Here is a 23,864-nt window from a genome sequence, read left to right as displayed (position 1 = left end):
GACTTACTTCCTTTTAAACATGCTGAGCATGCGGTTAGTCACCATGTAGCCACCGATCACGTTGATGGTTGCTAGGGTAACCGCGATAAAACCTAAAACATTCACCAGGATGCCTGAGCCAGCACCGGCAGACAGCAGAGCGCCCACCAAGGTGATGCCTGAGATGGCGTTGGAGCCAGACATCAGCGGGGTGTGCAGTGTTGGTGGTACCTTGGTGATCAGTTCAACACCGAGAAAAATGGCGATGACAAACAGAGTCAAAAGCAGCAGTAGGGTTTCCATTACGCCTCCTCCTGTTCAGGGTTAGCAAGGCCGAGCAGTTCTCGGATTCGAGGGTTAACCACGTCGCCGTTGTAGGCGGTCACGGTATCGCGAACGATCTCGTCTTCGAAATCGAACTGAAGGTTGGCTTCGTCATCCAGCATCAGCTTGATGAGATTTTCCAAGTTGGTGCCAAACATCTGGCTACCGTGGGTTGCGGTGGTGGCAACGATGTTATTCGGACCAGAGATCGTCACGCCATTCACTTCGATCACTTCCCCTAGTTGGGTCAGTTCGCAGTTGCCGCCGGTTTCGGCAGCCAGATCGACGATGACCGAGCCCGGTTTCATCTGAGCCACCATCTCTTTGGTGATCAGAATCGGTGCTTTACGGCCCGGAATGGCGGCGGTGGTAATGACAATATCTTGTTGAGCCAGAATGTCGGCCATCGCTTGCTGCTGCTTGGCGATGAACTCCGCAGACTGCTCCTTGGCGTAACCGCCTTTGGATTCGGTCTCGGCATCTTCGATGTCCAGCTCAACTGGACGGGCACCAACGGAGATGATCTGCTCGCGTGCCGCAGGGCGGATGTCGTAAGCCTCAACGACCGCGCCAAGACGTTTTGCAGTGGCACAGGCTTGCAGACCCGCTACCCCAGCTCCCATCACGAAGGTACGTGCTGGCTTTAGGGTACCGGCGGCGGTCATCATCATCGGCATCATTCGCGGGGTGAGATCCGCCGCTTGCAATACCGCTTTATAGCCGGCGATGGTGGCGTTGGACGACAACACGTCCATGCTCTGGGCTCGGGTAATTCGTGGGACCAATTCAAGCGCAATGGCGTTAATGCCTTTTTCAGCGGCCTGTTGGGCGCCCTGTGGGCTACCTAGAGGATCCATCATTCCAATCAGGGTCTGGCCTGCGCTTAACTGCTCCAACAGTTGAGTTAACTGTTCGCCCTTGGCATGCAGGGTGAGAACCAATTGAGCATCAGCAAGGGTTTGCTGGCGGTCATTGGCAATGGTGGCTCCGCTATCGAGGTAGTCTTGATCGGTAAAACCGGCTTGAAAGCCAGCTTGAGTTTCGACGGTTACCGTGGCGCCCGCTTTCACGAGCTTGGTAACGTTGGCGGGAAGCAGAGCGACTCTGGTTTCCCCTTGGAGTTGCTCCTTGATCACTGCGATCTTCACAACGCTATCCTCTAGCAGATGGGTTTATCGGGTATGAATTCCAGTCATTCGAACCAGAATTCTTAATATTTTGAACTAAATAAATCGGTTTACGAAGTCAATTTATTCGAACAGTGCAATCGTCTTAACGCATCGTTGCAGAGGGTGAATCCTTTCAACGACTATCACTTTGTGAAGCCAATGTGCTGAGGTCAAACCAATGCTGTTAACTGGATCACGCGTTTCTGATCATTGATTTTTTATCAATTATTTTGCACTTGTTAGTTTTAATGCATTTTTTGTGAAATGTGAATAGTTTTTGTTCAGTGCGCTTATATTCGAAAAAGAAATAAAAAGTGTGTTTTTATTCTTTTTTGTAAAGAAGCGGTTCACCTACTCTGTGGCAATTCAATAATAAGTGGGATTGCACGGGATGCATTTACAAGAGTTAGCTCAGGGCGCCGGTGGCTTATCGCCTCAGCAGATTGCAGCATTGCAACAATTAGCGGGCAGTTTGACGCCAGCACAGTTGGCTTGGGTCAGTGGTTACCTAGCCGCCACCGCAAACTTAGCAACCGCTGCACCGCAGGCGGTCACTGCCGCACCTGCCTCGAGCAGTGCTGAGGTTACCGTGCTTTACGGCAGCCAAACCGGCAACAGCCGTGGCGTGGCAAAGGGTGTTGCCGCCAAGTTGGAAGCGCAAGGCAATGGCGTCACCTTGGTGTCCATGGCCGATTTCAAGCCGAAAAAGCTTAAAGATCTGCAGCGACTGGTGGTGGTGGTTAGCACTCATGGTGAGGGTGAGCCGCCAGATGATGCCATCGGTTTCCATAAATTCCTGTTCTCTAGCCGAGCACCAAAACTCAATCAGCTTGAGTATTCGGTGTTGGCGCTGGGAGACTCCAGCTACGATCAATTCTGCCAAACTGGCAAGGAGATCGATGACCGATTGGCTGAGTTAGGTGCCAGTGCACTGGTTGCGCGCGTTGATTGCGATGTGGATTTTGAAGATGCCGCCGAGCAATGGACCGAAGCGCTGTTGCCAACGCTAAAAGCCGAGGTCGCGGCACCAGCGCCGCTGACCGCAACGGCCAATGCAGTGATGGCTGAATCTCAATACACCCGAGCTAACCCCTTTGAAGCGCCGCTGTTGTTGAGTCAAAAGATCACCGGTCGTGATTCAATCAAAGACATTCGTCACATTGAGCTGGGCCTAGATGACTCCGGTATTCAGTATCAGCCAGGGGATGCATTGGGCGTGTGGGTCCACAATGATGCTGAGCTGGTCTCTACATTGTTGGCGGCTATGGATCTGAACCCTGCCGATGAGATCACCATCAAGCAGCAGTCGTTGCCGCTGTCACAGGCGCTGACGGAGCAACTTGAGCTGACTCTGCTTCACCCTGCTTTAGTGCAGCAATGGGCGAGCTGGAGCGGAGATGCCAAGCTGGCCGAGATTGCCGAAGATAAAGCCCAGCTTAAAGCCTTCATTGGCGGGCATCAGCTTATCGACCTAGCCAGCCGTTATCCGGCTAAAGTCTCGGCTCAAGAGCTGGTGGACAGCTTAAGAAAGATTACCCCTCGCTTATATTCCATCGCTTCCAGCCAAGCTGAAGTGGACGAAGAGGTGCATCTCACGGTCGCCGTGGTGGAAGAGGAGCGTGATGGTCAGCTTCGTCAAGGTTTGGCTTCGGCGGCGCTGGCGAAGCGCCTGAAGCAGGGCGACGGGGTGAGCGTGTACGTTGAGTCCAACGACAATTTCCGCCTGCCTGCGGATGACAACACCCCGGTGATTATGATTGGTCCAGGCACCGGCATTGCGCCATTTCGGGCCTTTATGCAAGAGCGTGAAGCTCGGGAGGCCCAAGGCGACAACTGGTTGTTCTTCGGCAACCCAACCTTTACTCAGGACTTCCTCTATCAGGTGGAGTGGCAGAACTACGTTAAATCCGGCTTGTTGACTCGCATCGACTTGGCGTTCTCTCGCGACCAAGCTCACAAGATCTACGTTCAGGATCGCATTCGTGAGCAGGGGAGAGAAGTTGTGGAGTGGCTTGAGCGCGGTGCACACCTGTATCTGTGTGGTGATGCAAACCGCATGGCGGTCGATGTTGAGAAAGCGCTTATTGAGGTGCTCACTGAGCACAGCGATCGCAATCAAGAGCAAGCTAAAGAGTATTTAAGTTCGTTAAAAGCCGACAAGCGCTACCAGAAGGATGTGTACTAATGACCAGTAAAAACCAACTACCGGAAGCGCTTAACGCCTTGGTTGTCGACGGCAAACTGGCGGACAACGAGCGCATTAAAGGGCAGAGCAACTTGCTTCGCGGTACCATCGCCGAAGATTTAAAAGATACTCTGACCGGCGGCTTTACCAACGACAACTTTCAGCTGATTCGCTTCCATGGCATGTATCAGCAGGATGACCGTGATATTCGTAATGAGCGTGTCGAGCAGAAGCTCGAGCCGCTGCACAACGTGATGTTGCGAGCGCGGATGCCTGGTGGGGTGATTACTCCGACTCAGTGGCTGGCCATCGACAAGTTTGCCGATGACCACACCATGATGGGCAGCATCCGTTTGACCACCCGACAGACGTTCCAGTTTCACGGCGTGCTTAAGCGTGACATCAAGATGATGCACCAAACTTTGAATCAGATCGGCATCGATTCCATCGCCACCGCTGGGGACGTGAACCGTAACGTACTTTGTACCTCCAACCCCGAGCAGTCAGAGCTTCACAGCGAAGCCTATGAATGGGCGAAAAAGATCTCAGAACATCTGCTGCCAAGAACCAAGGCGTATGCGGAAGTCTGGCTAGATGGTGAAAAGGTGGAGACCACCGAAGAGGATGAGCCGATTTTGGGGAAAACTTACCTGCCGCGTAAGTTTAAAACCACCGTGGTGGTGCCGCCTCACAATGACGTGGATCTGCACGCTAACGACATGAACTTTGTCGCCATTAGCGACAACGGTAAGCTGGTGGGCTTTAACCTGTTGGTTGGTGGTGGATTGGCGATGACCCATGGTGATGAGTCTACCTACCCAAGAAAAGCCGACGAGTTTGGTTACTTCCCCATTGAGCACACGCTGGACGTTGCTGCGGCGGTAGTGACCACCCAACGAGATCTGGGCAACCGTGTTAACCGCAAGAATGCCAAGACCAAATACACCCTCGATCGTGTTGGCTTAGACGTGTTCAAACAGGAAGTTGAGCGCCGCGCCGGAATCCGCTTTGAAGCAACTCGTCCTTACACCCTAACCGACCGTGGTGATGGCTTTGGCTGGACTGCTGGCATCGACGGCAAACACAACCTGACCCTGTTCATTGAAAACGGTCGACTGCTGGACTTCCCCGGTAAGCCGCTGAAAACCGGTATGGCTGAGATCGCTAAGGTGCACCAGGGCGAGTTCCGCATGACCGCCAACCAAAACTTGGTGATCGCTGGGGTCGCGGCTAAAGACAAGGCGAAGATTGAACAGCTGGCTCGTCAGCATGGCTTGCTTGACGACGGTGTCTCAAATCAGCGCAAGAGCTCCATGGCGTGTGTGTCTCTACCTACTTGCCCACTGGCGATGGCTGAGGCGGAGCGTTTCCTTCCCAGGTTTGTTACTCGACTGGAAGGGCTGCTGGAGAAACACAATCTAGCCGATGATGCCATCATCTTCCGAGTAACTGGTTGTCCTAATGGCTGTGGTCGCGCCATGCTGGCGGAAGTGGGCTTGGTGGGCAAAGGCCCAGGTAAGTACAACCTGCACCTAGGAGGCAACCTAGAAGGCACTCGGATCCCTAAGTTGTATCGAGAAAACTTAGATGAAGATGCCATTTTGGCCGAGCTGGATCCGCTGATTGGTCGTTGGGCGCAAGGGCGTCAGGGTGAGGAATGTTTTGGTGATTTCTTGATTCGCACCCAGGTGGTGGCACAAGTGAAAGTATCGAGGACCGATTTCTATGCCTAGTCAATCACTACAGGCGCTGCTGGATAAACTTCCCAGTGAAGCGCAGCAACAGGAACTGGCAAAGTTCAATGAGCTGTTAAAGCCGATGACGGCGGCAGAGCGAGTTGCTTGGGCGCTAGAGGAGTTGCCTGGTAACCATCTGCTGTCCTCCAGCTTTGGTATTCAAGCCTCTGTGATGCTTCACCTGACAACTCAGGCTAAGGCTGACATTCCAGTGGTTTTGACCGATACCGGTTATCTGTTTCCAGAAACCTATCGGTTTATTGATGAGCTGACTGAGCGCCTTGGATTGAACCTAAAAGTCTACCGCAGTGAGCTCAACCCCGCATGGCAAGAAGCGCGTTTTGGCAAGCTGTGGGAGCAAGGGCAGGACGGTCTGGATAAGTACAACCGCCTTAATAAAGTCGAACCGATGCAACGGGCGATGGAAGAACTTGAGGCGGGCACTTGGTTTGCGGGGCTGCGCAGCCAGCAGGCGCAGTCACGTGCCAACCTGCCCCTGCTTGAGATCCGCTCTGGTCGTTATAAGTTGCTGCCAATTTTGGAGTGGACCAATAAAGATGTGCACGAGTATCTAGAGCAGCATCAGTTGCCATACCACCCATTGTGGCATCAGGGGTACGCCTCGGTGGGAGATGTGCACACCAGTCGTCCCATGGAGCTGGGCATGACTGAGGAGGAGAGTCGGTTTGCGGGCTTTAGGCGTGAGTGTGGCTTGCATTACGATATTTAGTAATTAGAGCTAAATAAAGTTGTTAATAACTGAATTGTATTAGGTTATTAACAACTTCAATTATTCATTGTGAAAATAAGTGTTTTCGAATAACCGTATTTCTGGGAATTTAGATTCACTAAATTATAAAGTGAAGAAGAATTTTTGTTGTTAGTTTTTCTTAATTATTAAATTAAATAAGCCTGTCTTTTTTGAGTATTAACTCTCGCTGTGTAACTTCAATGTTTTATTGTTTTTCATTGTTTGCGCACTTGTAATTATTTATCCTGCCCCAGTTTAAATATTCATCAAACATCGTCTACCTACCACACTTTTGACTTCTTTTTCATCCGGCCTGTGATACCTTTCCCGCAAGGTTCATAGAGCAATGTTCCGATAGCTTTACAGATAGTTGCATGGTGAGGAACTTAGAGTGTTTAAAACATTTAAAAGTAAGTTGCTGGCATTAGTCGCGGTAGCGGTTTGTGGCGTAGCATTAGTTGGCTCTTATTTTGGTGTAACCCAATATCAAGAAGCGCAAACATTGGGATTAAACAATACACTGAAAGTTTCTACCGACAGTGCAGAAAAATTATTAACCGACTGGTTTCGTAATCATGGAAGGCTGCTGGAAAATATCGCCAGCGAGTCTAGTTACCAGCCGGCAAATAAAGAGTTATTAACGCTCGTTAAAAACTACGGCTTTGGCTTAGTTTATGTGGGCTATGCGGATAACGACCAGATCGCTTGGGACAAATCGGATCCAGAGCCTCAGCTGGATATCAGCAATCAAGCGTGGTTTAAGCAGGCCAACAACGAGAGTCGCACTGTGGCGACTCCGCCATATCAAGATTCCGTAACCAAAGAGATCGTTGTTACCATCGCAACCCCGCTGAAGGGGGGGCGCTCCGGTGTGGTTGGTGGCGACATCAGCCTAGAGCGCGTGTCTGGTGAGGTTCTGGATCTGATTCCTGAGGAGCAAGGAGAGCTGCTGCTTGTGGATAAGAGCAATCAGGTCTTTGCCTCCCGGGTGGTTTCCGAGCGCATGACTCCGGTTACCAATCTTCTATCCAGTGACGACTGGAATGCGTTGAATCGAGGCCACAGTGTTGAGTTGACCCGCCACGGTGAACCGATGCGCGCAACGTTGAAAAAGATCGATGAGCTGGGGTGGAGCCTGCTGGTAATGCAGGACTTGAGCCAAGCGCAGCAACAGATGCAAGGGGTAGTACGTAACATCCTGTTGGCAACGGCGGTGTGTCTGATTGTGATTTTGGTGACCTTGACCTTCATGCTGAACAAGCTGCTGTTGCCGCTGACTCAGTTGCAAAGCGCCATGGAAGAGTTGACTCATGGTGACGGCGATCTGACCCGTCGCTTGAAAGTCGAGCGTGAAGATGAGTTTGGTGGCGTCTCCTCCAGCTTGAACCTGTTTGTTGAACAGTTGGCAGAGATGATTACCGAGATCCGCAGTGTTGGTCGAGAGATGGGCGAGCAATCCAGCTCAAACACCGCCATTGTTGAACAGCAGTCTGCCGCCATTGAGCAGCAGCAAGATAAGCTGGATCAAGTGGCAACCGCGGTGGAAGAGATGGCGATGACCGCCAACGAAGTGGCGACTCATGCGGCGGGTACGGCGGAAGCCGCTCACCACGCAAACAACGCCAGTCAGCAAAGCCGTGAGGTGTTGGACTCATCCAACCGCACCATCTCTGATTTGGCACAGCAGGTAACCGAAGCCAGTGCCATTATCGCAAAGCTGGAAGGCAATGCGCAGGAGATCGATTCGATTTTGGCGACCATCCAGACCATCGCCGAACAGACCAACTTGCTGGCGCTCAATGCAGCCATTGAGGCGGCACGGGCCGGTGAGCAGGGCAGGGGCTTTGCGGTAGTTGCCGATGAGGTTCGAGTGCTGTCGCAGAAGACTCAAGGCTCGGCGGAAGAGATTAAGCAGATGATTGAGACTCTGCAGCAGAACTCTGCCGCGGCGGTTTCAGTGATGAATCAGGGCCAAGCGATGGCGGACGACAGCGTCACTAAGACCCACGAAGTGGCCGCGAGTCTAGAAACCGTGACCAGCTCAATGACCGAAATCCTATCGATGGCGGAGCAGATTGCTGCTGCAGCGGAAGAGCAGCGAGCGACCACCAATGAGGTGAGCATCAGCACCACTGGCATTCGTGACGATGCCTTGGCGTTGTCCAACTTGACCGGTGAAGTGGCCAGCACGGCCACTCAACTGAATCAGACCTCGGATCAACTGACCGAACGATTGGCGAAGTTTAAGACCTAGTCATGAGCAATCATGAAAAAGGCTTCCCTAGGGAAGCCTTTTTTGATTCTAGTTTGTTCTGAAGTGCTATTACGGCGCCAACTGATTCAGGTTGCCATAGAGATCTGGGCGACGGTCTCGGAACAACCCCCAAGCGCGACGTGCCGCTTGGCTGGCGTCCAGATCGATGGTGGCCACCAGGATGGTTTCCTGTTCCCGATCCGCTTCCGCAATCTTGGCGCCGGTCTCATCGGTGATGAAGGAGCTGCCATAGAAGGTGGTGCTGATCTCCTGCTCGGTTTCAACGCCAGTGCGGTTAGAGGCGATCACCGGTAGCATGTTGGCGGCGCTGTGGCCCTGCATTACCCGTTGCCAGTGGTCGCGAGAGTCCAAAGTGGCGTCCTGAGGCTCTGAGCCAATGGCGGTTGGATAGAACAGCGCTTCGGCGCCCTGCAGTGCCATGGCGCGGGCGGCTTCTGGGAACCACTGATCCCAGCAGATCGCCACGCCAAAGCGGCCATATTGGGTGTCCCACACTTTAAAGCCGGTATCACCTGGGCTGAAATAGAACTTCTCGCTGTAGCCTGGGCCATCAGGAATGTGGCTTTTGCGGTAGCACTCAAGACGACTGCCATCGGCGTCGATCATCACCAGTGAATTAAAGTGGGCATTACCAGCTCGCTCGAAGAAGCTGATGGGCAGCACCACGTTTAGCTCTTTGGCCAGCGCTTCAAACCGAGGGATCCACGGGTGATTGTCCAGTGGGTGAGCCAACTCTAGGTACTTGGCCTCCTGTTTCTTACAGAAGTATTCATACTCGAACAGCTCCTGCAGCAGGATGACTTGAGCGCCTTGGGCGGCTGCTTGACGCACCGCCTGTTCCGCTTTGTTGAGGTTGGATTCCAGATCACGGCTGAGCGCCATCTGGGTTGCAGCAAAAGTAACGTTACGCATTAGCGGGGCTCCTGCATGGTAATACAGTGGATGCCGCCACCGCCTGCCAGAATTGGCATGGCATCGATGACGACCACCTCTCGGTTTGTAAACTCAGCTTGAATAATCCGCTGAGCTTCCTGATCACGATCGCTTTGACCAAAGGCCGGCATCACAACCGCCTCGTTGGCCAGATAGTAATTGATGTAGGACAGCGCCAGTACTTCACCGTTGAGTTCAGTCTGCTCTGGCTCAGGGATGTCCACCACCGTTAACGAGCGGCCCTTGGCGTCCTGCATCTCGGCCAATGCGTCATGATTGGCTTGGTATCGCTCATAGTTAGGACTGCTGCGACTGTCGCTGCTCATGGTGAGCACTCGCCCAGGTGCGGTAAAGGTGGCGATGTTGTCCACATGACCATCGGTATCCACGTCACCGTAGACGCCATTTGGTAGCCACAGCACCTTGTCTGCGCCCAACTGCTGACACAGCTCGGTTTCAATCTGCGCCTGAGTCAGGTGCGGATTTCGGTTTGGATTGAGCAGGCACTCAGAAGTGGTGAGCAATGTGCCTTCGCCATCCACATGAATGCTGCCACCCTCGAGGATCAGTTTACTGTTTATGCCAGTAAAGCACGGTCGCTGCTGGGCCAATCGGTCTAGTACAAGCTGACCCATGGCGGCATCTTGAGCGTAGGGGGTGAATTTCTCTCCCCAGGCATTAAAGCGAAAGTTCACGGCGCCCTGCTGACCATGTGGAGTGGCAACAAACAGTGGCATGGTGTCCCGAGCCCAGGAGTCATCCAGCGCCATCGGCACTAGGGTAACGTTGCGGCTGGGTACCATCTTCTGAGCTTCCGCGAGCTGCTCAGGGCGTACCAACAGGGTGACCGGTTCAGATTGGCTGATGGCGTCGATAACCTCGGCGTAGGCACGCTTGGCGGCATCAACGCCCAGTCCCCAGATCTCATCCCGACACGGCCACGCCAGCCAACAGCCAGCGTGGGGGTGCCATTCAGGCGGCATCTGCCAAGACGACAGATTCATGCTTCTAAATCCTCTAAATAGGTATAGCCGTCTAAGCCGGCTTCCAACTCGGAAAGTACCTGCTCACGTTCGTGGGCCGGTAGGTTTTTGGCCAGATCCCGATAGCTCTCCGCGAGGGCATCGGCACTGATGTTAACGTAGTCCAGTACGTCGCGAACCGAATCCCCCGCTTGGGGTTCGATCAACATCAGCTCGCCATTATCGTCGAAGCTGACGTCCACCGATTCGGTGTCGCCAAATAAGTTGTGAAGATCCCCGAGAATCTCCTGATAGGCTCCCACCATGAAGAAGCCGATGTCATAGGGGTTCTCTTCCTGATATTCCGGCATTGGCAGCGTGGTTTCGATGCCTTGGCCATCAACGTATTGGTCGATGATGCCGTCGGAGTCACAGGTGATGTCCAATATTACGCCGCGGCGCTCCGGTTTTCTCTCCAGCCCGGATAGCGGCAGTACCGGAAACACTTGATCGATGCCCCACGCGTCTGGCAGTGATTGGAATAGGGAGAAGTTGACGAAGAAGCGGTCCGCAAGCTTCTCATTGAGCTCATCGATGATTGGCCGGTGGGCACGGTTCTTCGACGACAATCGGGTCGCAATGGCACGGCAGCTGGCGGTGTGAACCTCTTCAATCCAGGCGCGCTGCTTAAGATCCAGAGTGCCGAAGGTATACATGGTGTGCGCTTCCGCCAGATCGCTCATGGTGTCATGGTAAAGCTCGACCACGGCACGGGAGTCCACATTGGTTCTGGCATCCTGATAGGTGCGCCACAGGTTGTGCATCAGAATTGGATCCTCCTCTTCAGGGGCATCCAGCTCTTCAACCTGTTGGCTTTCAACGCCGATAACGTCACTGATCAGCACCGCGTGGTGGGCGGTCATGGAGCGTCCGGATTCGGAGATGAGGTTTGGGAACGGCAGTTCGTGCTCGCGGCAGATGTCACCCAATACCCACACCACGTTGTTGGCGTATTCTCTCATGGAGTAGTTGGCAGAGCAGCTGGATTGGCTACGAGTGCCTTCATAATCCACCGCTAAACCGCCGCCAACGTCTAAGTAGTCGATGCGGGCCCCAAGCTTATACAGCTCAGTGTAAAAACGACCTGCTTCTTTGAGGCCATTTTGCACATCTCGGATGTTGGCAAGTTGCGAGCCTAGATGAAAGTGCAGTAGCTGCAGGCAATGAAGCATCTGTGATTGTTCGAGACGGTTGAGCACCTCGAGAATCTGGTGGGTTTTGAGGCCAAATTTAGACTTCACGCCACCACTGGTTTGCCAATTACCTTTACCTTGAGAGGCCAGACGCGCCCGCACGCCGAGGCGTGGGGTCACCCCAAGTTTTTTGGCTTCTGCCAGCACCAGATCCAGTTCTGACAGCTTCTCCAGTACGATAAAAACCTTGTGGCCGAGCTTTTCGCCCAACAACGCTAAACGTACATACTCACGGTCTTTGTAACCGTTGCAAACAATCACTGAGCTGCCACGTCCGGCCAGTGCCATCACCGCAAGTAGTTCCGGCTTAGAGCCTGCTTCCATACCAAGTTGGCGTTTGGTCAGCTGGTTTTGGCTCGACAGCAAGCCTTCGACTACCTTACGTTGCTGATTCACCTTGATGGGGTAAACCGCCAGGTAGTCGCCGCCATAGCCGTACTCTTCGATGGCATGGTTAAAGTGTTCACACAAACTGTGGACGCGGTTTTGCAGAATGTCTGGGAAGCGAACCAGAACCGGCAGAGTCATGCCCTGCTTTTTCAGTGTTTTGGAGAGCTGCTGCAGATCCACCTGAAGTTCAGGGCGACCAAAAACCGGCGTGGCAATGACGTTGCCATTGGGGTTAATGGAGAAATAGCCATTGCTCCAATAGGGAATGTTGTAGGTGTTGAGGGCGTCGTTAATGGTCCATGAGTGCGGCATAGCGACAAACTCCAATAAGGTGCCACCAGGGTGGCACCGGATTGTGGCGAGTAAGCGTATTAGGCGTCTAGGGCGTCTACTACGTATTGAGGCAGGGCAAAGCTGCCAATGTGCATCTCTGGGGTGTACCAGCGAGTGGAGATTTCAGATTTCTCAAATCGCGCGCGAATCACCTCTAGGCTATGTTGACGCGCAGATGCGTCGTTGCTGGCCCACGCAAAAGTCATGTCACCACCGATGTAGGTTGGCACAGCCGCACGATAGAAGGTACGGTCGTTGAAGTACGGTGACAGACGCGCAGCGGTGGTGGTGACTTCGTCGATCTGCATGAAGCTCACGCCGTTTTGCGTGACTAGGATGCCGCCTTCGTTCAAACACTTGCTGCAGCCTTGGTAGAAACCGCTGGTAAACAGGGCTTCACCTGGGCCAATAGGATCGGTGGAGTCGGAAATAATCACGTCGAACTTCTGATCCGTGTTGATTACGAAATCACGGCCATCGGAGATCACCAAGTTAGTGCGTGGATCGTCAAAGGCACCGTTGGAATGCTTTGGCAGATAGGTTTTGCACATATCAACCACAGATTTATCGATCTCAACCATGGTCACGTGCTCGACGGTCTTATGGCGCAGTACTTCGCGCAGCATGCCGCCGTCACCGCCGCCGATGATCAACACGCGCTTGGCGTTACCATGGGCCAAGATTGGCACATGAGTTAGCATTTCATGGTAGATAAACTCATCTTTCTCGGTGGTCTGAATCACGCCATCTAGCGCCATCACGCGGCCAAACTGCTTGTTGTCAAAAATGATCAGATGCTGGTGCTCGGTTTTGTTTTCAAACAGCACTTTGTCGATGCTAAATCGCTGACCATAGGTGTCATACAGCGTTTCGAAATAGTTATCACCCTGAATCATGCTTCAGTCTCCCGTTGTAAGGTGCCAGCGAATGTTGGTGCGGGCATTGGAATCGATTTTATTGAAAATGCGTTATACCTGTAATTTTGCAGAATTCAAGGGAAATCGATTCGGCGCAAGGCTAACAAAATTATGGCGAATTTTTTACTGACATTCAGGCGATGATGACTAGAATACGCCCTAATTAATTTATAAAGAAAAAGGATGCGAGTAGCGGTGCTTTTTTTTGAAGGTTCAGAAAAGAAAGTTGAGGTTGTGGTTAAGTCTGGGACGCCATCGTTAAGGGCGTTAGGGCAAGACTACTGGTCTGAATTGGTCGCCTGCTGTGGCGCTACCATTCTGTCCCACATCAGCAATGACCAGATGGACGCGTATTTGCTGTCTGAGTCCAGTTTGTTTGTATGGCCCGACCGCTTACTGATGATCACCTGTGGCAACATCACCTTGGTGGATTCAGTGATCCATTTTCTCGACCAGCAAGGTCAGGGTTGCGTTGATATGATCACCTATCAGCGCAAAAACGAATACCAGTCGCACCTGCAGAAAACCGCATTTGAAGAGGATGTTGAGCGTCTCAATCTGCGTCTTCCTGGCAAGGCGTTTCGTCTAGGGCATCTGGATGGTCACCACAACTATGTATGGCATATGGATAAGGTGTATCAACCGGTGGAAGACGACATTACCACTGAGCTGTTGATGTACCACATCGAGGGCGAAGCAGCGGACTATTTGCGCGGCTCTGATCAAACCATAGAAGGCATTCGTCAGCACCTGCAGCTGGATGCGCTGTTTCCTGAGTTTGAGTTTGATGAATTCCTGTTTGAACCCTTTGGCTACTCCATGAATGCCATCCGTGGTGATCAGTACATCACCATGCACATTACACCTCAAGATGGCACTTCCTATGTGAGCTTCGAGACTGATATCGATATTCCCAATGAGTGCCCCGAGTTGCTCAACCGTTTTACCGATATCTTGAACCCGAGCTCATTCGATCTCATTACCTTTAATGCCGATCCTAAAATCGCCCTGCAGCCTGATGTGGCCTGCGTGGCCCACAACCAGCAGCAGCTAAAGTGCGGCTTTAAGATGGAGTTTCAACATTTCATCAAGATGGCTAAGAACATCGGACCCGCTTTGGAAATTTAAGCCGCTTAGGCAATCGAAAGCTCCGCAACGGCGGAGCTTTTTTGTATCTGACAATTGATAACCAGCTTGATGATAGAGGGGGCGGGCCTCCGGCGACCTTTTGGTCCGCTATTTTGAAAACCTGAGATTTATTATTAGGCTGCGCAGTATTCCATATACGAAAAAGCCCCGCTCATTGAGCAGGGCTTCGAAAGTGGTCGGTGATAGAGGATTCGAACCTCTGACCCTCTGGTCCCAAACCAGATGCGCTACCAGGCTGCGCTAATCACCGACGAATTTTTTACTTGGGTTAGTAGCTTATTTCAGAGGTACCCTCTGGTCCGCTAATTCCAAGGCCGAGATGCGAAACCAGAAGCTGCGCTAATCACCGACAAATTTTTCTATCAAAGAAAGTGGTCGGTGATAGAGGATTCGAACCTCTGACCCTCTGGTCCCAAACCAGATGCGCTACCAGGCTGCGCTAATCACCGACAAATTTTTTCTATCAAAGAAAGTGGTCGGTGATAGAGGATTCGAACCTCTGACCCTCTGGTCCCAAACCAGATGCGCTACCAGGCTGCGCTAATCACCGACATTTTTTACTTGGGTTAGTGGCTGATTCCAGAGATACCCTCTGGTCCGCTAATTCCAAGACCGGGATGCGTAACCTGAGGCTTCGCTAATCACCGACTTATTGTTTCGTAGAGTGTGAGCTTAACCAAAACGGCTTGCTAACTCAACGGCGGCCTATGATAGCGATTTTCTGAAGTCGTGCAAGCGATGATTATTGAAATTTGATTGATTGCCGAAATATCCATCCGAAGGGCACAAATATTCCACTCCTTATTCTCTATTTGAATTTCAAATCACCTTTTGATTCTTGTGGGTTATTAAAAGGCCACATACCCTGTGGTCAATAGCTCAAGGAGGTTTTAGGTGAGTTTAGTCAGTTTAACCCATTCCAATATCAAGGCAGCTCAAGGCCAAGTGGCCATCGTCGGGGCTGGACCTGGTGATCCGGATCTGCTCACCATTAAAGCCCTTCGCGCCATCGAGCGTGCAGACGTGATTCTGTTTGATGCGTTAGTAAGCGATGACATTAAGTCCCTATTTCCATCGAATGCGGAACGAATTCCTGTGGGTAAACGTTGTGGGCGTCACAGTATGGATCAGGAAGAGATTAATCAGTTGTTGGTTGCCTGCGCTGGCCGTTACCGCAATGTGGTTCGTCTTAAAGGGGGCGATCCGCTGACCTTTGGTCGCGGCGGCGAAGAGATGCAGGCCCTCGCTGCAGCAGGCATCGCTTATTATGTGGTACCTGGGGTCACGGCCGCGGCCGCGGTTGCCTCGTATGGTTCGATACCGCTGACTCATCGTGGCATCTCAGAGGGAGTGACCTTTGTGACTGGTCAGGGTAAGGGAGGCAGGGCCATTACTCAATGGCAGCAGCTGGCGATGAAGGATCACACCTTGGTTATCTACATGGGCATCGCTCGTTCCGAGACCATCGCTTCTGGGTTGATGGCTGGAGGGCTGTCCCCATTAACTCCCGTGGCGATCGTCAGCCACGCCAGCCGTCAATCACAGCAGGTGGTCACTGGGAAACTCGATGAGTTATCGCAATTGGCTCAAGATGAGCGGGTGCAAACTCCAGCGGCCATCGTCGTCGGCGATGTGGTTAAGCTCACCAGTGACATCAGTTGGTTCGAGCCAGATTTAGCCCTGAAAAAAGTGGGTAGCCAAGGTTGAACTGATGGCCTTACAGGCCTCTTGGTTTGCCGGTTCGGTGATGAGCCGGCTCAATTCATCCCCCACTTGAGTAAAGCGATAGTATCGAAGCCGTAATCGATTATTTTTAGGGGTGAATGGCAGGTTTTGATCTTGGCATTTGAGCAGCATTTTGGCTTTTGGCAGCCGACCGGTTTCCAGCTCGGTGCCATAAATCAGCCCAAGATCTTTTAACAGTAAGATGTTGCTGTAAGGCAACCCTAAGCCGGATAGATTAATGCTTTCCTGTTTTGCGGCGCTGAATCCCCCTAATCCCGCCTCCCGTCTAACGCCTGTCAGCAGCTTACGGCTGGGCTCTTGATTGAGCTGAACTGAGGTGGCAACCGCACGGGAAAACAGTATCGCTTCCCGTTGGGTCATCGATTTTAGGGTTTCCAACGCCCGCAAGCTGAAACTGCCCGGCATGCTGATCTCCGTCGCCAGAATCTGTGCCCACAGTTGCTGCATACTGCTGTTGTGAATCTGTTCTGCCATCTGACAAAATTGAAATTGCCAGTCTGCATCCAGCTCTTTATTTACCGCATTTCCCGCTAAGTTGATGGCCATCTTTAAAATGGCCTCAATATTGAGCTGCTTTTGATCTTCTAGGTTCTTTAGGCGTTGGTCAGCTCGGTGAGCAACAGCATTACTGCTGTTGTTATCGTTGCCGGTCAGCCCCATTCGGCGTGCAATAGAGACGGCCTGTTGACGAGCGGTTTTCTTACCTGCGCTCGCGTTTGCGGGTGGAGCAACGATAGTATCTGACATAGCAACTTACCTTACTTAGCGAATAGTGGGCCCCAGCGGGTTTCCAATCCAGGTGCGGCGACTCTAGGTAAACTCAATGCGGCCATCAAAGAACAAACGGCGATGGCTGCGCCTACGTAAAATACCATAGCGGGAGATTGAAGCCACACCAGACCTAACAGCGCTGGGATCACCACCGCAGCAATATGGTTGATGGTAAAGCTGACGCTGGCGGTAGCGGCAATCTCCTCACTATCGGCAATTTTCTGAAAGTAGGTCTTGATGGCGATCGCCAGTGCGAAAAACAGGTGATCAATCACATACAGTGCTGCTGCCGCAACGGGGTGTTCCACTAGGGCATAGCTGATGAAGACGATGATCAACCCCACGTACTCAATGGTCAGTGCCCGTCGTTCACCAAATTTACCAATAAGCGCACCAATCTTTTTGGCAAACAGCAGGTTGAATACGTAGTTAATTAGGAATAGTGCGGTGATCTCAGAGACGCTGTAGCCAAATTTTTCCACCATCATAAAGGCGGCAAATACCATAAAGATCTGGCGTCGAGCGCCGGATAGAAACGTGAGTAGGTAATAGAGGCTGTAACGTTTGCGAAGAATGAGCTTCTTTTGCTGCATCTGAGTTTGTTCAAACAGAGGGATGCGCCACCATAGGGCGATGACCATCAGCATGCCCGCAGAGCCAATTAAGGTATACACCCATAGATAGTCCAAACCCAGTGCCGTCATCAGCAGCCAGATGGATCCATACCCCAGCAGTGCGCCTGCGGATTTGTAAGCTAAAGATTGCCCCAAAAATTGCGGCGCTTGCTCTTTGGGGAGCCACTGCAGAGTCAGCGACTGGTTGCACGTTTCAAAGTAGTGGAAACCGATGGACATCAACACCGTGGTGGCGTAGAGGCCGATGACGGTGGGAAACCATCCGGTAGCGGCCACACCCGCGCACATCAGCAATAATGAGAACAGGGCAAAGCGTTGCTCTTTCACCACCAGCAGCACCAATACAGCGGTGAATGCCAAGAACCCAGGAACCTCACGCAAGGACTGCAGCATGCCAATCTCTTTGCCGGTAAATGAGGCGGCCTCGACCACAAAATTGTTCAGCAAAGCCTGCCAGACGGCAAACACCAAAGACATGATAAAGGTAAGCAGCAGCAGTAACTTGGGGCGAGAGAGAGTCACGATAAATCCTTTGCAGTAGTAGCGCTTCGCCGATGTTAAAGAGTTTCCGCGGGGGACGCCAATTTCCCGTTGTTTTTATTCGTTGCGGAATCTTCACGGTTTTGACATGTTTTTGTCATCATTTTATGGGCGACGCCGCTGGCGAGCTGGCCAATTCTGACTAGGCTTAACCTATGCCTTGTTTAAAACAGCTTTGCTTAACCCTTCTGTTTGTGACTGGTTGTGCCTCTACAACTCAGCCCCAGTTTGCGCCGCCACAATGGTTGGACTCGCAATTTTCAGCCATGCCGAATCCGGTAGAGGTGGATCAACTGTTTGAGCTGTCGCCGCAGATGCGCCAGTTCCTCTCTAATGAGTTTCGACTGCGAAGCTCGGATAACCAGAAGATCAAAACCTTATCGACGTTGGTCAGCAAAAATCAGGGCTTTGAGTACGACAACAGCCATACTCGAGTGGCCTCGGTTACCTTTGAACACCGCGCGGGCAACTGCATGTCTCTAGTATTAATGACGGCGGCCATGGCGAAATTCTGGGGACTTGGCGTGGAGTATCAGTTGGTGAAATCGCCCCCGCTTTGGGACAGACAGGGTGGGGTGCATCTACTCAACGAGCATGTGAATATTAGGGTCTATTCCAAAGATTCAGTTTGGAGTAGCGTCGATACCTCGGTCATCATCGATTTTTTGCCAGGCTCCTACGTTCGAGGTTATCAGACCGAGCGTCTCAGCGAAGCTCAGATCATTGCGAGATTCTTTAATAATTTGGGCGCAGAGGCCTTGGTCGCGGGCGATGCAAATTCGGCATACCACTATCTTAAGCGCGCCTTGGAAGTGGATCCTAAACTGCCTGAAGCGTGGAACACGCTTGGCGTCCTCTATCGTCGTCAGGGGTTGGAATCCGATGCAGAGCGGGTCTATCGTTTTGCCATTGATACGTTGCCTGAATCCACCAATGCGCTGCATAATTTTGCCTTGCTGCTTGCCAGTCAGGATCGCCTGACGGAGTGGTCGCAAGTTCATCGTCGCCTAGAGTTGGCAAGGCTGGCGAACCCCTTCTTCTACTATGATATGGCGGAGTGGGAGTATCGACAGGGGAATTTTTCTGAGGCTCTGAGCCAGTACCGCAAAGCGGTGAAACTCGCGGACTACCATCACGAGTTCCATTTCGGGTTATCCAGAGCCTACTTTCAACTGGGGGAGATCGATCGCAGTCAAGCTTCACTGAGTCGCGCCTACAGGTTGGCACCGCAATCTGAAAAGCAGCGGTATCAGCTAAAGCTCAATGCGCTGTCCTCGTGGCAGCAGTGAACTCCCCATTAAAAAAGGAGCCTTTCGGCTCCTTTTTTCGTTTTCAATCACGGGTTATTTCTGATCTTCATAGCGCTTGGCGGAGCTTAGAATCTCTTCACCAGCGGCAGCGGCATCGGCCCAACCTTCGACTTTTACCCATTTGTTTGGTTCAAGCTCTTTGTAGCGCTCGAAGAACTGGGTGATCTGAGCTTTAAGCAGATCCGGAACATCGTTGATGTCTTGGATGTGATCGTATTCCTGCGTCAGTTTGCTGTGTGGTACCGCGATGATCTTGGCATCTTCACCGGATTCGTCAGTCATGTTCAGTACGCCAACAGGACGACAACGAATCACAGAGCCAGGAGCCAGAGGGTATTGAGTCGGTACCAGTACGTCCACAGGGTCACCATCGAGGCTCAGGGTGTGGTTTACGTAACCGTAGTTAGCCGGATAGAACATCGGCGACTTCATGAAGCGGTCTACGAACAGCGCACCGGTGTCCTTATCAACTTCGTACTTAATAGGGTCGTGATTTGCCGGAATCTCAATGATTACGTAGATATCATCTGGTAGAGATTTACCCGCAGGTACGTTGTTTAGGCTCATATTTTTTTCCTTAAAACAGCCATGTAATCAAGTTTGTTAGTTTTGAGCGTGATACTCAAGGCAGGCATCTACCTCATTGGCAGAACCCAGAATAACCGCAACCCGTTGATGAATATGTTCAGGTTGGATGGCCATAATGCGTTCGTATCCGGTTGAGGCTTTACCGCCCGCTTGCTCAACAAGAAAAGCCATTGGGTTGGCTTCGTACATCAGACGAAGTTTGAATGGCTTTTCTGGATTCTTGGTGTCTTGAGGATAGGTGAATAGGCCACCTCGGCTCAAGACCCGATGCACATCGCCCACCATGGCAGCGATCCAGCGCATGTTAAAGTTACGGCCGCGAGGCCCCTCTTTACCGGCAATCAGGTCGGCAATGTAGCTTTGCATGGCTGGCTGCCAAAAGCGCTGATTGGACATGTTAATGGCAAACTCACCGGTATCTGCAGGAACGGTGACCGCGTCATCCACCAAAATAAAGTCATTGGTTTTTGGATCCAAGCTGTACATCTGAGTGCCTTGACCTGTGGTCAGAGCCATGACCGTCGCTGGACCATAAAGGATGTAACAGGCGCAGCTTTGGGCGGTACCAGGCTGCATAAACGCGTGTTGATTCACTTCCCCTTCGCCCGCAGGCAATACGGAGAAGATGGTGCCAACCAAAGAGTTAATGTCGATGTTTGAGGAACCGTCCAGAGGGTCGAAGCACACCAGGTAGCTGCCGTCGGTATTGGCGGCCACAACCTCTTCCTCTTCTTCAGAGGCGATGCCTTTAACCAGCGCATTGGCCGCCAACTTGTCTTTAATTAGGTCGTTGGCGATGATGTCCAGCTTCTTCTGGGTTTCCCCTTGAACGTTTTCGGTGTCTGCTACGCCGAGCACCCCAGCTAGAGCGCCGCCGCGAACCAGGGCGCTAATTTCTCGGCCACAATCGGCGAGGGACAAAATGAGGTGTTGCAGGTCAGTGGCAAGGCCTTGTTGATTTAAGCTTTGTTCTAGGCGCAGCATGCAGAGATCCTATCGTTTTGATTGGAGGGTAATTAAGTGCAGCAATGATAGCGAAACTTGCTCTGTTTTGCAGCGGCCGTAGACGTTTTCATTTGATTCTAAGTATGATGAAGCCTTGCGCTTAGCCTCATTGCGGGCGCATTGTCATTGATCGCCAATTCAGTTTTTACTATAACAGGTCGCTGTTCATAGAAGTATTGAGTGCCTACTTTGTCTAAGGCACTTTAGTTTAGTTAGGGGAATTAAGGTGTTTTGGAGTAATAAAAATAAGCAATCCGGTTTGACCTACATTGCGCAATCGACTCGTTTACAAGGAAAAATTCATGTTGAGGGTGATTGCGTCATCGATGGTTCTCTGGACGGCGAGTTGTCGGCAACCGGGTTGGTTGTGGTGGACAAGTCCGGCCAAGTGGAAGGCAGCATTAAGGCTGACAAGATTCAAGTGGATGGCAGTGTTAATGGCAAACTGAATTGCCTGAAGCTGACCATTACTTCCAGTGGTACCGTCGATGGTGAAATTGTGACTGGCGATATTGAGATCTTCAATGGCGGCCAGTTTATTGGTACTCGCTTAAAAGAAGCCCCAAAACTGCTGGAAGACCACTCCCAAGCGGAGCCTGTTTCCGCCTAATCAAAATGGGCGTTTGAGTTCCCCTGTCCATTCGAGGACAATGAGAGTCATTGATATTAAGGATAATAACAATGACTCGAACTCTATTTTTTGTTGTTGCTGCGACATTTAGCAGCATGGCGGCCGCCCAGCCGCTGACCCTTGAGCGTATCGTTAGCGACCCTTTGTTAACCGGCGCCAAGCCTTTTAAACCTGCCCTCTCTCCTGATGGCGAGCGTGCCACTTGGCTTGCCGCTCGCAGTGATGATCTTGAGCGTTTTGATCTGTGGCAATATCAGATCAATGACGGCAGCATCAGCCGTCTCGTGGACTCCAGTTTGTTTGAAGAGGGGGAGCTTTCCGAAGAGGAAAAAGCGCGTCGAGAAAGAATGCGCGTCTACGGTAAAGGTCTGCTCTCCTACCAATGGGATAAAACCGGTGATGCATTGCTGTTCCCTATCGGTGGCGATCTTTGGTTGTATCAACTGGCCGATGGCAAAGCTCGACAGATTACCCATACTCCAGCGTTTGAAACCGACGCCAAGTTCTCGCCTAAGGGCAATTTCATCTCCTACATTCGTGATCAAAACCTCTACGTCACCGAACTGAAAAGCGGCAAAGAGACGCAGCTGACCTTTGACGGCAAAGGGGCCATCAAAAATGGCATGGCGGAGTTTGTGGCTCAAGAGGAGATGGATCGCATGACGGGCTACTGGTGGTCTCCCGATGAGTCTCAGCTTGCTTATCTGCAAGTGGACGAATCCGGTGTTGAGCTGGTGGTTCGAAATGAAATCTATGCCGATGGCATTCGCTTGACTGAGCAGCGCTACCCCTATGCAGGCAAAGACAACGCTAAGTTAAAACTGGGCGTAGTGAAGGTGAATGGCGGCGATACCCATTGGGTGGAAGGTGCCAGCGATCAAGGTGGGTATCTGCCTCGAGTGAACTGGAACCGCGATGGCAGCGCGTTGACCTGGCAGTGGCAAAGTCGCGATCAGCACACTCTGCAACTTTGGCAGTGGCAACCGGAAGACCACGAGCGCCAACTGTTGCTCACGGAAACCAGCAATAGCTGGGTTAACCTGAGTAATGATCTGCACTTCCTAAAGCAATCTGGCTTTATTTGGAGTTCAGAACGCACCGGTTTTCGTCATCTTTATGTTATTGATCCAAAGGCTAAGTCAGTTCGCTCACTGACCAGTGGCGACTGGGTAGTGGATGCGCTGGAAGCGGTGGATGAAGCCTCTGGTTGGGTTTACTTCTCCGGTCGCAAAGACACGCCCATTGAGCGTCATCTTTACCGGGTGAAACTCAGTGGCGGTGACGTTGAACGCGTCAGCAAACGGGCGGGCTTCCACAGCCCAGTATTCAGTGACGATGGCAGTGTCTATCTGGATAACTACTCCTCTACTCGGCAGCCTCCGCAGATGAGCCTACACCGCGCTGACGGTGAGCACCTGACCTGGATTGAAGAGAATGCCATCGACGAAAATCACCCCTTAAAGGCGTACTGGTCTGACTGGACTCAGCCAAGCTACGGCACCTTGAACGCTGACAACGGCATGGCGCTGCACTATCGCCTGTATGAACCAAAGCGGGAAGCGGGTAAACGCTACCCTGTGGTGGTGAAGGTATACGGTGGTCCAGGTGCTCAAACGGTGAAGGACAGCTGGAGTCGACACGATTACTTCCTGCAGTATCTGATTCAACAGGGCTATGGTGTGCTGCAGCTGGATAACCGTGGCTCAACCGCTCGAGGCTTGGCTTTTGAAAGCGAGATCTACAAACACCTTGGTAAAGTGGAAGTGGCCGATCAGGTGAAAGGCGTAGAGATGCTTCGAACTTTGGATTGGGTGGATCCGGATCGCATCGCCATTTATGGCCATAGCTACGGTGGTTACATGGCGTTGATGGGGCTGTTTACCGCCCCGGGCTATTTCGCCGCGGGCGTCTCTGGCGCGCCGGTGACTGACTGGAGTTTGTATGACACTCACTACACTGAGCGCTATCTGTCTCAGCCACAGGTGAATGGCGTAGGTTATGACAAGTCGGCAGTGTTCCCCTATGTGGATGGTTTAAAAGGGCAGCTGTTTGTCTATCACGGCATGGCTGATGACAACGTGCTGTATCAAAACAGCACCAAGCTCTACAAAACGCTGCAGGATGCGGGCAAGCTGTATGAGTCCAAAGACTACCCTGGCTCCAAGCACTCCATGCGAGGCAAATCGGTGCAGTTGCATCTGATGCGCACTATTGAGGACTTCTTAAACCGTCGGTTGTAACCCTGACTTACACAGTAAAACGCCCAGCATCTGCTGGGCGTT

19 protein-coding genes and 3 tRNA genes are annotated in these 23,864 nt (G+C 52.0%); 9 read left to right on the top strand and 13 right to left on the bottom strand.

Annotated features, from left to right (window positions below):
• Positions 1 to 3: 3 nt before the first annotated feature.
• Together FCL42_RS06355 and FCL42_RS06350 are read right to left on the bottom strand one after the other, a co-directional pair.
• Positions 4 to 282, bottom strand: coding sequence for an NAD(P) transhydrogenase subunit alpha (locus FCL42_RS06355; RefSeq protein WP_136862553.1), 279 nt, complete (start codon positions 280 to 282; stop codon positions 4 to 6).
• The gene (locus FCL42_RS06350; protein ID WP_136862552.1) at positions 282 to 1,451 is read right to left on the bottom strand and encodes a Re/Si-specific NAD(P)(+) transhydrogenase subunit alpha; all 1,170 of its coding nucleotides are present in this window, start codon (positions 1,449 to 1,451) and stop codon (positions 282 to 284) included. Before FCL42_RS06350 ends, FCL42_RS06355 begins: the two co-directional genes overlap by 1 nt.
• A gap of 412 nt (positions 1,452 to 1,863) precedes the next feature.
• Here FCL42_RS06350 and FCL42_RS06345 point away from each other — a divergent pair, with 412 nt between their 5' ends.
• The 4 genes from FCL42_RS06345 (at position 1,864) to FCL42_RS06330 (ending at position 8,398) form a co-directional block, all read left to right on the top strand.
• Positions 1,864 to 3,657 carry an assimilatory sulfite reductase (NADPH) flavoprotein subunit gene (locus FCL42_RS06345; RefSeq protein WP_136862551.1) on the top strand — a complete coding sequence of 598 codons (1,794 nt, stop codon included), beginning with the start codon at positions 1,864 to 1,866 and terminating at the stop codon, positions 3,655 to 3,657.
• Positions 3,657 to 5,390 (top strand): assimilatory sulfite reductase (NADPH) hemoprotein subunit, encoded by a 1,734-nt coding sequence (gene cysI / locus FCL42_RS06340; protein ID WP_136862550.1) that lies wholly within the window; start codon positions 3,657 to 3,659, stop codon positions 5,388 to 5,390. The genes FCL42_RS06345 and cysI overlap by 1 nt, the downstream gene beginning before the upstream one ends.
• Complete coding sequence (locus FCL42_RS06335; protein ID WP_136862549.1) at positions 5,383 to 6,123, top strand: phosphoadenylyl-sulfate reductase; 741 nt, start codon at positions 5,383 to 5,385, stop codon at positions 6,121 to 6,123. Before cysI ends, FCL42_RS06335 begins: the two co-directional genes overlap by 8 nt.
• 412 nt (positions 6,124 to 6,535) lie before the next feature.
• Complete coding sequence (locus FCL42_RS06330) at positions 6,536 to 8,398, top strand: methyl-accepting chemotaxis protein (protein ID WP_169308308.1); 1,863 nt, start codon at positions 6,536 to 6,538, stop codon at positions 8,396 to 8,398.
• Positions 8,399 to 8,467: 69 nt separating this feature from the next.
• Here FCL42_RS06330 and aguB read toward each other — a convergent pair whose 3' ends face one another.
• The 4 genes from aguB to speE are packed head-to-tail and all read right to left on the bottom strand — an operon-like array spanning position 8,468 to position 13,186.
• The gene (gene aguB, locus FCL42_RS06325; RefSeq protein ID WP_136862547.1) at positions 8,468 to 9,331 is read right to left on the bottom strand and encodes an N-carbamoylputrescine amidase; all 864 of its coding nucleotides are present in this window, start codon (positions 9,329 to 9,331) and stop codon (positions 8,468 to 8,470) included.
• Positions 9,331 to 10,356: an agmatine deiminase family protein gene (locus FCL42_RS06320; protein WP_136862546.1), complete on the bottom strand. Its 1,026-nt coding sequence runs from the start codon at positions 10,354 to 10,356 to the stop codon at positions 9,331 to 9,333. Before FCL42_RS06320 ends, aguB begins: the two co-directional genes overlap by 1 nt.
• Positions 10,353 to 12,269: a biosynthetic arginine decarboxylase gene (speA, locus tag FCL42_RS06315; RefSeq protein WP_136862545.1), complete on the bottom strand. Its 1,917-nt coding sequence runs from the start codon at positions 12,267 to 12,269 to the stop codon at positions 10,353 to 10,355. Before speA ends, FCL42_RS06320 begins: the two co-directional genes overlap by 4 nt.
• 59 nt (positions 12,270 to 12,328) lie before the next feature.
• Positions 12,329 to 13,186: a polyamine aminopropyltransferase gene (speE, locus tag FCL42_RS06310; RefSeq protein ID WP_136862544.1), complete on the bottom strand. Its 858-nt coding sequence runs from the start codon at positions 13,184 to 13,186 to the stop codon at positions 12,329 to 12,331.
• 216 nt (positions 13,187 to 13,402) lie between these two features.
• Here speE and FCL42_RS06305 point away from each other — a divergent pair, with 216 nt between their 5' ends.
• A complete protein-coding gene (locus FCL42_RS06305; protein ID WP_205729232.1) occupies positions 13,403 to 14,335 on the top strand; it encodes an adenosylmethionine decarboxylase in 933 nt (310 codons plus the stop codon).
• A 194-nt stretch (positions 14,336 to 14,529) separates the two neighbouring features.
• Here the strand turns inward: FCL42_RS06305 and FCL42_RS06300 are convergent.
• From FCL42_RS06300 to FCL42_RS06290, 3 genes are all read right to left on the bottom strand, one after another.
• A tRNA-Pro gene (locus FCL42_RS06300) sits at positions 14,530 to 14,606 on the bottom strand.
• 122 nt (positions 14,607 to 14,728) lie between these two features.
• Positions 14,729 to 14,805: transfer RNA gene (locus FCL42_RS06295), tRNA-Pro, on the bottom strand.
• 24 nt (positions 14,806 to 14,829) lie between these two features.
• Positions 14,830 to 14,906, bottom strand: a tRNA-Pro gene (locus FCL42_RS06290).
• 344 nt (positions 14,907 to 15,250) lie between these two features.
• Between FCL42_RS06290 and cobA the strand changes: the two genes are divergently transcribed.
• Positions 15,251 to 16,063 carry a uroporphyrinogen-III C-methyltransferase gene (cobA, locus tag FCL42_RS06285; protein ID WP_229359794.1) on the top strand — a complete coding sequence of 271 codons (813 nt, stop codon included), beginning with the start codon at positions 15,251 to 15,253 and terminating at the stop codon, positions 16,061 to 16,063.
• Here the strand turns inward: cobA and FCL42_RS06280 are convergent.
• Together FCL42_RS06280 and FCL42_RS06275 are read right to left on the bottom strand one after the other, a co-directional pair.
• Positions 16,031 to 16,849, bottom strand: a complete 819-nt coding sequence (locus tag FCL42_RS06280) for a TIGR03899 family protein (protein WP_136862542.1) — start codon at positions 16,847 to 16,849, stop codon at positions 16,031 to 16,033. The genes cobA and FCL42_RS06280 overlap by 33 nt on opposite strands.
• Positions 16,850 to 16,860: 11 nt before the next feature.
• Positions 16,861 to 18,030: an MFS transporter gene (locus FCL42_RS06275; RefSeq protein WP_136862541.1), complete on the bottom strand. Its 1,170-nt coding sequence runs from the start codon at positions 18,028 to 18,030 to the stop codon at positions 16,861 to 16,863.
• 173 nt (positions 18,031 to 18,203) lie between these two features.
• Here FCL42_RS06275 and FCL42_RS06270 point away from each other — a divergent pair, with 173 nt between their 5' ends.
• The gene (locus FCL42_RS06270; RefSeq protein ID WP_136862540.1) at positions 18,204 to 19,337 is read left to right on the top strand and encodes a tetratricopeptide repeat protein; all 1,134 of its coding nucleotides are present in this window, start codon (positions 18,204 to 18,206) and stop codon (positions 19,335 to 19,337) included.
• A gap of 54 nt (positions 19,338 to 19,391) precedes the next feature.
• On the opposite strand, the gene ppa is transcribed toward FCL42_RS06270, so the two are convergent.
• Together ppa and FCL42_RS06260 are read right to left on the bottom strand one after the other, a co-directional pair.
• Complete coding sequence (ppa, locus tag FCL42_RS06265) at positions 19,392 to 19,925, bottom strand: inorganic diphosphatase (RefSeq protein ID WP_136862539.1); 534 nt, start codon at positions 19,923 to 19,925, stop codon at positions 19,392 to 19,394.
• Between the two features lie 36 nt (positions 19,926 to 19,961).
• The gene (locus FCL42_RS06260; protein ID WP_136862538.1) at positions 19,962 to 20,930 is read right to left on the bottom strand and encodes a class 1 fructose-bisphosphatase; all 969 of its coding nucleotides are present in this window, start codon (positions 20,928 to 20,930) and stop codon (positions 19,962 to 19,964) included.
• Positions 20,931 to 21,177: 247 nt separating this feature from the next.
• On the opposite strand from FCL42_RS06260, the gene FCL42_RS06255 reads away from it, so the two are divergent.
• Both FCL42_RS06255 and FCL42_RS06250 read left to right on the top strand, forming a co-directional pair.
• The gene (locus FCL42_RS06255; RefSeq protein WP_169308307.1) at positions 21,178 to 21,561 is read left to right on the top strand and encodes a bactofilin family protein; all 384 of its coding nucleotides are present in this window, start codon (positions 21,178 to 21,180) and stop codon (positions 21,559 to 21,561) included.
• A gap of 71 nt (positions 21,562 to 21,632) precedes the next feature.
• A complete protein-coding gene (locus FCL42_RS06250; RefSeq protein ID WP_136862536.1) occupies positions 21,633 to 23,822 on the top strand; it encodes a S9 family peptidase in 2,190 nt (729 codons plus the stop codon).
• Positions 23,823 to 23,864 lie beyond the last annotated feature (42 nt).

Source organism: Ferrimonas aestuarii (assembly GCF_005116665.1).
GTDB lineage: Bacteria > Pseudomonadota > Gammaproteobacteria > Enterobacterales > Shewanellaceae > Ferrimonas > Ferrimonas aestuarii.
This window is presented reverse-complemented; position numbering and strand designations above follow the sequence as displayed.